8 protein-coding genes are annotated in these 11550 nt (G+C 64.2%); 6 read left to right on the forward strand and 2 right to left on the reverse strand.

From position 1 onward, the window contains the following. Nucleotides 1–37 precede the first annotated feature (37 nt). From BWQ93_RS17045 to BWQ93_RS17070, 6 genes are all read left to right on the forward strand, one after another. Nucleotides 38–2308, forward strand: coding sequence for a glycosyltransferase family 4 protein (locus tag BWQ93_RS17045; protein WP_232314645.1), 2271 nt, complete (start codon nt 38–40; stop codon nt 2306–2308). 12 nt (nt 2309–2320) lie between these two features. Then, nucleotides 2321–3622, forward strand: a complete 1302-nt coding sequence (locus tag BWQ93_RS17050; RefSeq protein ID WP_077031538.1) for a glycoside hydrolase family 130 protein — start codon at nt 2321–2323, stop codon at nt 3620–3622. Beyond that, the gene (locus BWQ93_RS17055; RefSeq protein WP_077031539.1) at nt 3619–4578 is read left to right on the forward strand and encodes an NAD(P)/FAD-dependent oxidoreductase; all 960 of its coding nucleotides are present in this window, start codon (nt 3619–3621) and stop codon (nt 4576–4578) included. Before BWQ93_RS17050 ends, BWQ93_RS17055 begins: the two co-directional genes overlap by 4 nt. 82 nt (nt 4579–4660) lie before the next feature. Then, nucleotides 4661–6808 carry a catalase gene (locus tag BWQ93_RS17060; RefSeq protein WP_077031540.1) on the forward strand — a complete coding sequence of 716 codons (2148 nt, stop codon included), beginning with the start codon at nt 4661–4663 and terminating at the stop codon, nt 6806–6808. Between the two features lie 12 nt (nt 6809–6820). Further along, nucleotides 6821–8053, forward strand: a complete 1233-nt coding sequence (locus BWQ93_RS17065; RefSeq protein WP_077031541.1) for an NAD(P)/FAD-dependent oxidoreductase — start codon at nt 6821–6823, stop codon at nt 8051–8053. Beyond that, nucleotides 8050–8817, forward strand: coding sequence for a tyrosine-type recombinase/integrase (locus BWQ93_RS17070; protein ID WP_232314646.1), 768 nt, complete (start codon nt 8050–8052; stop codon nt 8815–8817). Before BWQ93_RS17065 ends, BWQ93_RS17070 begins: the two co-directional genes overlap by 4 nt. A gap of 250 nt (nt 8818–9067) precedes the next feature. Here the strand turns inward: BWQ93_RS17070 and BWQ93_RS17075 are convergent, their stop codons facing one another. Both BWQ93_RS17075 and BWQ93_RS17080 read right to left on the reverse strand, forming a co-directional pair. Then, nucleotides 9068–10855, reverse strand: coding sequence for a YadA-like family protein (locus BWQ93_RS17075; RefSeq protein WP_077031542.1), 1788 nt, complete (start codon nt 10853–10855; stop codon nt 9068–9070). A gap of 3 nt (nt 10856–10858) precedes the next feature. Next, the gene (locus BWQ93_RS17080; RefSeq protein WP_077031543.1) at nt 10859–11440 is read right to left on the reverse strand and encodes a hypothetical protein; all 582 of its coding nucleotides are present in this window, start codon (nt 11438–11440) and stop codon (nt 10859–10861) included. Between the last annotated feature and the right edge of the window lie 110 nt (nt 11441–11550).

Below are 11550 nucleotides of genomic sequence, written 5' to 3' on the forward strand. Positions count from 1 at the left end.
AGGCCTTCTGCCGCTTCATTTTGGAAGGTAAAAACCTGTGTACGAAGCTCCCGATCGCACGTCGTTCGATGAAGGCCTTGAGGCCTGCCAGTCGCTCCGTCCCGCCGTCGCGTCGACCCTTCGGCTCGCGCTGATCGGCGGTTTCCTTCCGCGGCGCTGCGGCATCGCGACGTTCACGGCCGATATCTACTCCTCGCTGCAGGCGGCCGCACCAGAGATCGCCGTCGACGTTTACGCCATGGCACCCGCAGCGGTACCGACCATATTCGATCCGGTGGTTCGTGCTGCGATCACAGAGGGTGACGCCGACAGCTTCATCGACGCGGCAAAACGGATTGAGGCGAGCCGCGCCGACATCGTCTGGCTGCAGCACGAATTCGGCCTCTTCGGCGGGCTGGCGGGCGACATGGTGCTTGAACTCGTGGACCGGGTTTCGGCGCCGCTGATCGTCACGCTTCACACGGTGCTCGCCGAACCCGACGCCGACCAGCGCCGCGTCATGGAGCGTCTGATCGCGCGCGCGACCAAGCTCGTCGTGATGTCCGAACGCTCGCGCGACCTGCTACGCAGCGTCTATCATGCCGATGACGATCAGATCGCGCTGATCGCGCATGGCGTTCCCGACCGGCCGTTCGGGCGTGCGTCGCAGTTCAAGCCGCAGTTCGGCTTTGCGGGCAAGCAGGTCGCGCTGACCTTCGGCCTCTTGTCGCCAGGCAAGGGGATCGAGGCTGTCATCCAGGCATTACCCGCGATCGTCGAGGATCACCCCGACTTCCTCTATTGTATCGCAGGCGCCACACACCCCAATCTGCTCGCGCATGAAGGCGAAGCCTATCGCGAACGGCTCCACGCGCTCGCCGTGTCGCTCGGCGTCGATGCGCATGTCCGCTGGATCAATGCCTTTATGGACACCGACGATCTGCTCGATCTTATCGAGGCGGCCGACATCTACGTGACGCCTTATACGGGCGCGCAGCAGTCGACGTCGGGTACGCTCTCCTATGCGATGGCGCTGGGCAAGGCCGTGATATCGACGCCCTATGTCCATGCGGTCGAACTCCTCGCCGACGATCATGGCGTGCTGGTGCCCTTCAACGATAGCGAAGCGATCGCGAACGAGATCCGCTACCTGCTCGGCGACGCCGACCGGCTGCTCACGCTACAGCGTCGCGCCTATGATCGCAGTCGCGATATGATCTGGCCCGTGTTCGCCGAGCGGACCTGTTCGCTGATCGCGGAAAGCCGCGTCGTGCCGAAAGCTGCGCCTATTCCCGAGCATATCGGCATCGACGGGTTCCTGCGCATTTGCGACGATACCGGCATCCTGCAGCACAGCGTGCACATGATCCCCGATCGCGCGCACGGCTATTGCGTCGACGACAATGCGCGCGCGCTCATGCTGATGCATCGGCTCGACGAAGACGCGATCGGTCGGTGCGGGCAACTCACTTCGGTCTTTGCCGCGTTCGTGCAGCACGCCTGGAATCCGGACCGCGGCGAATTCCGCAACTTCATGGGCTTCGGGCGCAACTGGCTCGAAGATGTGGGGTCCGAAGACAGCTGTGGCCGAACCCTCTGGGCGCTCGGTGCTACGGCTCGCGACGCACGTGACGCCGGCCTGCGGCAATGGGCGCATGAGCTGTTCGAGCGCACCGCGGCATCCGCACTGGATTTCCAGTCGCCGCGGGCGATTGCCTTTGCAATGCTCGGCGCCGACTTCATGCTCGCGGCGCATCCCGAGCATGATCTGGCGAACCGGATATTGCGCCATGGCGCTGACCGGCTGATCGCGCTCTACCACAGCGCGGCGCGGCAGGACTGGCGATGGTTCGAGCCGGTGCTTGCCTATGACAATGGCCGCCTGCCCGAGGCCATGTTGCGCGCGGGCGTGCGATTGGAGCGCGCGGACGTCACCGCGTGCGGAGTAGATACGCTGCGGTGGATCAACGACGTTCAAATCTCCCCACAAGGTCATTATCGCCCCGTCGGGTCAGACAGCTTCGGTCACGTCTATGAACTGCCGCGGCCATTCGACCAGCAGCCGCTTGAAATCTGGGCCGCGATCGATGCCGCTTCGGCCGCCTATGATGTGACGGGCGACGATATCTGGTTGGCGCACGCGCGACGTGCCTATAAATGGTTTACCGGAGCCAATGATCGCGGCGTGATCGTCGGTGATCCGCTGACCGGGACCAGTAAGGACGGCATAAATCCGCGCGGGCTCAATTTGAATGAGGGCGCCGAGTCGGTTCTCGCCTATCAGCATGCGACCTATGCCATTCGGGATTTCGTCCGGAAGGTCGGCTGAAAGGATCTTCGCTTGCATCTCGTCCAGCATGAATTGCGGCTGCACGCCGACCCGACGCGCGTCGTCGTGCGGCCCTTCCATCTAGCCTGGCAGGCGTCGGGCCCCGATCTCGAGCGCGTGCAGCGGCTGGCGCGTGAGATCGTCGCGCTCAATCCCCGCACGGTGCGTGCGGAACTTGGCGTCGTCCTGCGCGATTTTGCCGATCGGCACTGGCAGATCGAGAAAGTGTTCGAGGATCGTTTTGACGAGATCGAACCCAAGCTCGGGCTTGAAGGCTTGGCGCTCAAACGCGAAACGCGGCTGCTGATCGGCGCCTATTTCTGTCACGAATATAGCTATGCCGCGGCGGCGTTGATGAACCCTAGCGTCGTGCGCCATCCCGATCAAAGCGGGCTGCAGGAAGGCAGCATCCGTATCCTGCTTTCGCTGCGCGCGGTCGGCGAGGGTCATATTTCGACCATCGCCTTTCGCGAGGGCATCATCACCCACGATCGCGAACTGACCTTGCTCCCGCAACCCGGCTTCGCCACGGCGGCGATGCTGGGCCCGCACCGCGAGGACAAGCCCGACGATGTGGTCTCGCTCTATCGTCAGAAGGACAGCACCCTGTCCGGGACGGTGATCTTCCCGATCACCGAGGCGCAGCGCAACGGCCTCGAGGATCTGAGGCTCCTCGAGTTCGAGCGCGACAGCGGCAAGAGCGAGTGGATCGGGACCTACACGGCTTATAGTGGCCGCGACATCCAGTCGGAGCTGCTCCGGACACGCGACTTTAAGGATTTCACGCTGACTCCGATCAAGGGCGCCGCGGGGCGGAACAAGGGCATGGCCCTGTTCCCGCGCAAGATCGACGGGCAGTTTTTGATGATTGGTCGCCAGGACGGCAAGAATCTTTATCTGCTGCGCTCCGACAAGGTCGATGAATGGGACGGCGGCGCGTTGTTGCTCGAACCCCGCTTCCCCTGGGAACTGATCCAGATCGGAAATTGCGGCGCGCCGATCGAGCTCGACGAGGGCTGGCTGGTGCTGACCCACGGCGTCGGCGCGATGCGCAAATATGCGATCGGTGCGGTGCTGCTCGACAAGGCCGATCCGTCGAAGGTGATCGGCCGGACGCCCAATCCGATCCTGTCTGCGGCCGATGAGGACCGCGAAGGCTATGTCCCCAATGTCGTCTACACCTGCGGGGCGATCCGGGTCGGCGACGATATTTTCCTGCCTTATGGCGTGGCGGACAGCTCGGTCTGCTTTGCGTTCGTCGCGATTACGGAAATCCTCGCGGCCATGGACTATTCGGCGCGGGCCACAGGATGACGTCGCTTTCGGCCGGCGAAGGGTCGCCGATCGATATATTGATCGTCGGTGCAGGACCTGCCGGGCTGACGGCCGGCATGTATCTCGCGCGCTACCGAAGAAAGGTGCGCATCGTCCATAACGGACGTTCGCGCACTCTTTGGGTTCCGCGTTCACGCAATATCCCCCGATTTCCGGACGGTATCGTGGGAGCCGATCTCATCGCGCGCATGAGCGACCATGCCGTGCGCTACGGCGCCGAGATCGTCGAGGGCCGCGTTGTCGAGATCGCTCGGGACGAAGACCGCGCGCTGTTTCGCGCGCGCCTCGATAGCGGCGCGGTCATCGGCGCGCGCGGACTGATCCTCGCAACCGGCGTCGATACCAATCTGGCGAAACTCGACAGCGGCGATCATCAGGCAGCGGTTCGCAGCGGCGTGCTGCGCTATTGTCCGATCTGCGATGGCTTCGAACATAGCGACGAGCGGATCGCTGTCCTCGGTTCCGACCTCCATGGCGCCGCCGAGGCAATGTTCCTGCGACAATATTCGAGCAACATCACGCTCATCCCGAAATGGCAGGTGGCGCTGACCGACAAGCAGCGGGGCGAGCTCGCGGCGAGCGGCGTCGATGTTATCGAAGGCCGGGTTCTCCGGCTCGACGCAACCGAGGAGGCGATGTTCGTCGCGATCGAGGGCGAAGCCGCGCCGCGCCGGTTCGATACGCTCTACCCGGCATTCGGATCGACGCCGCGCAGCGAGCTTGCCGCCATGCTGGGGCCGCTAATCGATCCGAAGGGCTGCATTCCGTTCAGCGCCTTTTCGGACGGCCTGCTTCCCGGCGTTTATGCGGCGGGCGACGTCATCGAAGGTCTCGACCAGATCAGCGTGGCGATGGGGCAAGGTGCGATGGCGGCGACGCGGCTCCACAACTGGCTGCGCGAACAGGACGGGCATATGATGGCCGACCAGAAATAGTCTGAGAAAGCGACACGCAGCGAAACCTAAGTGCGAGCGGGGGGTTGAGGAGGCAAGCCCCTCAAAATTCAAGGAACCCCTCATGGCCAAGAAGCCCGCGCCATCGCCTGCGACCGTCCACGCCCTCGGCGACCATAAGCCTGGCGAGGGTCGGGTCGCCCCGGTTGGTAACCGCGGCAATGGCGATGAACTCCACCAGCAGGTCGAAGGCGGCGCCGCCGATCCGGCCGCCTATCTCACCGACAATTTCGGCCACCGCATTTCGGACAACCAGAATTCGCTGCGCGCCGGCGAGCGCGGCCCGACGCTGCTCGAGGATTTCGTCCTCCGCGAGAAAATCTTCCACTTCGATCATGAGCGCATTCCCGAGCGTATCGTCCACGCGCGCGGATCGGGCGCGCACGGCGTGTTCGAATGCACCAAGGCGATCCCCGGGCTGACCAAGGCCTCGATCCTGCAGAAGGAGGGTGCGACTTGCCCGGTCTTCGTCCGATTCTCGACGGTCGCGGGCGGTGCCGGGTCGGTCGATACGCCGCGGGACGTGCGGGGCTTCGCGGTCAAGCTCTATACCGACAGCGGCAATTGGGATCTCGTCGGCAATAATATCCCGGTGTTCTTCATCCAGGACGCGATGAAATTCCCCGACCTCGTTCACAGCGTCAAGATGGAGGCCGACCGCGGCTATCCGCAAGCGGCGAGCGCGCACGACACCTTCTGGGACTTCATCGGGCTGATGCCCGAGGCGATGCACATGATCATGTGGGCGATGTCCGACCGCACGATCCCACGCAGCCTTCGCATGATCGAGGGTTTCGGCGTCCACACCTTTCGCCTCGTCAACGAAAAGGGCGAGGGCAAGTTCGTCAAATTCCACTGGAAACCCGTGCTCGGCATCCAGTCGACGACCTGGGACGAAGCGGTAAAGATCGCGGGTGCCGACCCCGATTTCCACCGCCGCGACCTGTTCGAGGCGATCGACGCGGGCGACTTCCCGGCGTGGGATCTGGGCGTGCAGGTGTTCGACGAGGCATTTGCGGCCAAGCAGCCCTATGACGTGCTAGATGCGACCAAGCTGATTCCCGAGGAGGATGTCCCCGTCGAAATCGTCGGCCGCATGACGCTGAACCGCAACGTCGACAATTTCTTTGCCGAGACCGAGCAGGTCGCCTTCCTGCCGTCGAATATCATTCCTGGCATCGATTTCAGTAACGATCCGCTGCTGCAGGGCCGACTTTTTTCCTATCTCGACACGCAGAAGTCGCGGCTGGGCACGACCAATTTCCACCAGATCCCGATCAATGCGCCGAAATGCCCGTTCCACAATTTCCAGCGCGACGGGATGATGCAGACGCTCGTGCCGACCGGACGCGCCAACTACGAACCCAACAGCCTTGCCGAAGCCGGCGAGAATGGCGGTCCGCGCGCAAGCGCTGAAACGGGCTTCAAGACCTTCGAGACGAACGACGAGCGGAACGATCCGGCGCAGAAGCTGCGCCTCCGCGCCGAGCTTTTCGCCGATCATTTCAGCCAGGCGCGGCTCTTCTACCTGTCGCAGACCGAAAATGAGCAGGCGCATATTGCTTCGGCGCTGGTGTTCGAACTGTCGAAGGTTGCGCTCGACCATGTTCGCGCGCGCGTCGTCGGCCAGCTTCGCAATATCGACGAGGGCCTGGCCAAGCGCGTCGCCGCGGGTCTCGCGATCGACCTGCCGGCGAAAGAAAAGGCCGCGCGTGCGCCGGTCGATCTCAAGACCTCCGACGCGCTGTCGATCCAGAAGAACGCCGACGACACGATGGAGGGCCGCAAGGTGGCGATCCTCTTTGCCGAAGGATCGGACAAGGCAGCCATCGACAAGCTGAAGGGCGATATCGAAAGCGCCGGTGGCACCGCCTTCCTCGTCGCGCCCAAGGTCGGCGGGATCAAGGTCAAGGGCGGCACGCTCAAGGCGGATGGTCAGCTCGCGGGATCCCCCTCGGTGCTGTTCGACGCCGTCGCGTCGATCCTGACCGAAGAACAGGCCAAGGCGCTGTCGGGGCAGGGCGCCGCAGTTCAGTGGTTCATGGACGCCTATGGCCATTGCAAGACGATCGCGCATGATGAGGCGACCCAGTTGCTCCTCGACAAGGCGGGGGTCGAAAAGGACGGCGGTGTCGTTGCGATCGACAAGTTCGAAAGCGTGGGCACCCGGCGTCATTGGGCACGCGAAGCCAAGGTGCGCGATCTTGCTTGATCGCCTCTTCTGGTGAGCCGCGCATCGGCGACCCATCATCGCGATCTCCGGACCGGCCAGTCGATCTGGTCGGCACGGCGTCGTCCTGCGATCGCCGCGCAGCCGCTGACAAGCGACATCGCGTGCGATGCGGTCGTCGTGGGGGCCGGCGTGTCGGGCGCGCTGATCGCCGAGGCGCTGTCGGACGCGGGGCTCAAGACCGTTATCGTCGATCGCCGGGGACCGGCAGAGGGATCGACCGCCGCGTCGACCGCGATGCTGCAATATGAGCTCGACACGCCGCTGACCTTGATGGCCGAGCGGATCGGGCGCGAAAAGGCCGAACGCATCTGGCGGCGATCGCGCCAGTCGGTCGACGCGCTACGCGAACGAACCGAAAGGCTGGGCCTTGCCGTCGATGGGGCGACGCGCGGCTCGATCTATCTCGACGGCAATGTGCTCGATGCTGACGGGCTTGCGGTCGAAGCCGACGCCCGGCGGCGTGCGGGTTTCGAGGTGGAATTGCTCAAACCCGCTGCGGTTCAGGAGCGTTACGGGATCAAGGGACGCCATGCCCTGATCGGTTTCGGCAATTATTCCGCCGATCCGCGTCGTCTCACTGCCGGTTATCTGAATGTCGCGCTGGCGCGGGGCGCCCGGCTCTACGCGCCCGTCGATATCTGCGACATCGCCCCGACGGGCGATGGCGTCTCATTGGTCTCGGCGCGCGGACCGAGCATTCGCGCGCGCCATGTCGTCATGGCAACGGGCTATGAGATGATGAAGGGGATTCCTCGCAAGGGGAACAAGATCATCTCGAGCTGGTCGATCGCGACGCGCCCGCAGCCCCGCGCCATCTGGCCGACGGCCGCAATGATCTGGGAAGCCGCCGATCCCTATCTCTACATCCGAACAACCCCACGCGGAGAAATTATCTGCGGCGGCGAGGACGAGGAAATCTCCGATGCGGCGCTCCGCGACGCCAAGCTTCATGACAAGACCGCGACGCTTTCGCGAAAGCTTGCCGCCCTGTTGCCGGGAGTGGACGCGTCGCCCGCTTACAGCTGGGCCGGCAGTTTCGGCGACAGCCCGGTCGGTACGCCGACCATCGGCCGAATTCCCGGCATGCCGAACTGCTATGCCGCGATGGGATACGGCGGCAACGGCATCACCTTTTCGATGATGGCGGCTCAGATGTTGCGCGGGCTAATTTGCGGTTATGGCGATCCGGACGCGGACTTGATCAGCTTTCATCGCAAATTTTGACTGCAGAGACATTCTTCCTTCGAAATATGTTCTCGTTGCGATTTGTCGGCCCGCAAGATGACCTTCCGCAACCGGCCAATCGGCTTGACCCGAGCGTTTCCCTTTTTGGCCATTTTGGCCACAGGAGAACGAATCTGGGTAGGCCGGAATTCGACTATTTACCTCCACGACCGGCATGGAATGCCGGTCGAAAGGTTGGTGCAAAGCGGCCGCTAAAGCCACGGCAGATATGGGCAATTCGCTTCCACTTGGATCGAGAGCACCGGCTTCGAGACCGGGGGCTCTTCGATCTCGCAATCGACAGCAAACTGAGAGGCTGCGATCTGGTGAAGATAAGGATCGGCGACCTTGTAGCCGGCGGTGAGTTGAGAACGCGGGCGATGGTGATCCAGCAGAAGACAAATCGGCCCGTTCAGTTCGAAATCATGTCGGATGCTCGCGGGAGCCTCTTGGCATGGCTTGAGCGGCGCGGCGGATCGATCGAGGATTTTGCGTTCCCCAGCCGGGTCGATCACTCCGCTCATATGAGCACGCGTCAATATGCGCGTCTCGTCGACGAATGGGTCACCGCGGTCGGACTCGGAAGCGAAGACTTCGGGACGCATTCGCTGCGCAGAACGAAGGCGTCGATCATATACAAAGCGATCGGGAATCTGCGTGCTGTCCAGATTCTGCTCGGTCACACCAAGATTGAAAATACGGTGAGATACCTCGGCGTCGATGTTGAAGATGCGTTGACCCTGGCGGAAGCCATCGAAGTCTGACCAGGAAATCTCGATATCCTAGAGAGCGAGCGATCTACCTCGTGGCGGAACGTCCGCTCTCTTTGTTTGAAACCTAAAAGCGGACAGTTTCCAACCGGCCAGACGCAGAAGAACATTCAGGCGGTGTGACCGACCCGCCAGCCGGCAGTCCTGCAAAAAAGGGCCGGGACACGAAGTCCCGACCCTTTCCTCCGGATCTCTCCCAGCCGGAGAGCAATCGCCTACTGGGCGATCCGAAACCCGATGCCGTTCAGAACTCGCCAGCGACGCCGACACGAACCGCGGTGTTCTTGCCGCCGGCCTGCGAGAAGCCGAAGGTGATCGCGACCGGGGTGTCGACGTTCAGCCGGTGCGACAGAGACAGGCCGACCGCCGCTTCGCCGCGGAAGGTGGCGAGGTTGAAGACATAGCTGGTCTTGCCAGGGGTCGAGGGGACCGGAGCATCGGACATCGCGACCGCCGCGGCGATCCCGCGCCGCGCCTCGCGCCGGTCGTGGTTGACCAGGTCGAAAAGCTGGGTCTGCGAAGCCTGCAGCGCGCCCATCTGGCTCTGCAGCGCGGTCATGCCGGTCTGCAGATTGCCGATCGCCGTCGAATGCTGGGCGAGCTGGGAGGTGTGCTGGGCGACCGTCGCGCTGGTCGCGGTCTGCACCGTCTGCAGCGCGCCGATCTGTGCATTCTGCGTGGTGTTGACCGCCTCGGCGGCGTCGAGCCTTGCGTCCTGCACGGCCTGACCCGCCTGCAGTCCCGCGATCTGCGTCGTATGCGTCGCGACGGTGGCGGCGGTCGCGCCCTGCTGCGTCGTCAGCGAGGCGATGGCGCTGTCGTGCCCGTCGAGGCGGCCGTTCTGCGCGGTGTCAGAGGTCTGCAGTGCCGCGATGTCGCCGTCATGCCCGTCGAGGCGGTTGTTGAGCGGGGTCGGATCGAACGGCATGCCGCTGCCGCCCCCACCCATGCCCTCCAGCGCGGTGATGCGCGCGTCGAACGCCATGTCCACACCCTGCAGCGCGCCGATGGCCGTGCCGTGCGCCGTCTGGCCTGCCTCAAGCGCTGCAATCGCGCCGCCCTGTGCGGTCTGACCATTTTGCAGCGCGCCGATCTGGCCGTCCTGCGTCATCTGCCCGGCCTCGAGCCCCGCGATGGCGTTGTTGATGCTCGTCGGGTCGAACGGCGCGCCGCCGCCGCCCATGCCTTCCAGCGCGGTGACGCGGCCGTCGAGCGCGCCGAGCGCATTGTTGATCGAGGTCGGGTCGAAAACGGCGCCCGCGGTCGGAATGTCGGCGGTGCCGATATTGCCGTTGGCGTCGGTGGTCACCATGCGCAGCGCACCGCTCTGGAACGCGTTGCCGTTGGCGATGCCGGCGACGGTCAGTGAGTGCGTGGCACCGCCGAGCGCTATCTGGTTGACGCGAGTGGTAGTCGCAAGGAGGGCCGCCGACGAAGCGAAATTGGCTTTCGATGCGACGCCGAGAGCGATCGAGCCGAATTCGTTCGCTTCGCTGCCGACCCCCAAAGCCATCGACGAAAAGCCGAGCGCATAGGCGTTTTGACCAATCGCTATGGCATAATCGTCGTTGCCGATGGCGCGGTCGCCGATCGCTATCGCCCGGCTTCCGGCGGCGGTGGCTCCGTCTCCAATGGCGACGGCATAATCGCTCTTGGTGCTCGAAAGATGGCCGATGGCAATCCCGCCCTGGGTCTCCGCCGTCGCGGCGGTGCCCAAGGCGATGGTCCAAGTATCCTTCGATTGTGCGCCAGTGCCGAGCGCCAGCGACGAGAGGCCCAGCGCCGAAGAATCGGATCCGATCGAAATCGCGTAAAGGTTCAGCGCATATGCGTCGTCGCCGACGGCGATCGCGCGGTCGCCTTGGGCAAGGGCATAGCCGCCGAGTGCAATCGCGTAATTCTCGGAAGCCGAGGCGAAACCGCCGATGGCGACCGAATAGGAGTCGGTTGCCGAACTCTTTTCGCCGAAAGCAATCGTGCCCTCGCCATTCGCGCGTGACCCCGGCCCCATCGCCGCCGAGCGGTCGCCCACAGCCTAAGCGTCGAAGCCGATGCCCGCCGCGTTGATACCCTGCGCCAGCGATCCGGCACCCAGTGCCGAGCTCTGCGCGCCCAGCGCCCGGGCGTTGAAACCGACGGCGGTGGCCTGCGTCGCCTGCGCCTGCGCGGTCGCGCCGAGCACCGAACTTTGCGCGCCGACCGCCCGGCTGTTGTTCCCAACGGCGGTCGCGTCGGCATTCTGCGCGAACGCGCTCATGCCGAGCGCAGTGGTGCGCACCGCGGTGGCGCGGGCGTTGTTGCCGACCGCGACGCTGTTGGCTTGGCTGGCGGTCGCGGTGTTGCCGACCGCGGTGGTAAAGGCGCCGGTGGCGCTCGCATTGTTGCCGAGGGCCGTCGAAGCAGCACCCGAAGCATTCGCGCCGACACCGCAGGCGAGGCGCAGGTCGTCGCCGCCCGAGTTGGCGCCCCCATCGGTATCGGCGGTCGCATCGGCGACGCCGTCATTGTCGCTGTCGAGCAGGCAATCCTCGGCGTGCGCGGGGGTGGCGGTGAAGGTCGTGGCGGCGAGCGCCAGGGTGAAGGCCGACGCGGTGGTCAGCAGGCTCTTGGTGATCATGGTTTGCTCTCCATTTAAAGGGTCGGCGAAGACCGCCGATGGAGAGCTGTCTGAAGGATCGCCGTAACTCGCCGATCACGCGGGACGGGCAAAATTGTCTTTGTTGTAAC

The sequence above is a fragment of the Sphingopyxis sp. QXT-31 genome (genome assembly GCF_001984035.1).
Lineage (GTDB): Bacteria > Pseudomonadota > Alphaproteobacteria > Sphingomonadales > Sphingomonadaceae > Sphingopyxis.

Bases quoted from the DNA above. Each gene is read 5' to 3' on its own strand.
- BWQ93_RS17060 (WP_077031540.1), top strand. From the start codon at position 4,661: ATGGCCAAGAAGCCCGCGCCATCGCCTGCGACCGTCCACGCCCTCGGC.
- BWQ93_RS17055 (WP_077031539.1), top strand. From the start codon at position 3,619: ATGACGTCGCTTTCGGCCGGCGAAGGGTCGCCGATCGATATATTGATC.
- BWQ93_RS17080 (WP_077031543.1), bottom strand. From the start codon at position 11,440: ATGATCACCAAGAGCCTGCTGACCACCGCGTCGGCCTTCACCCTGGCG.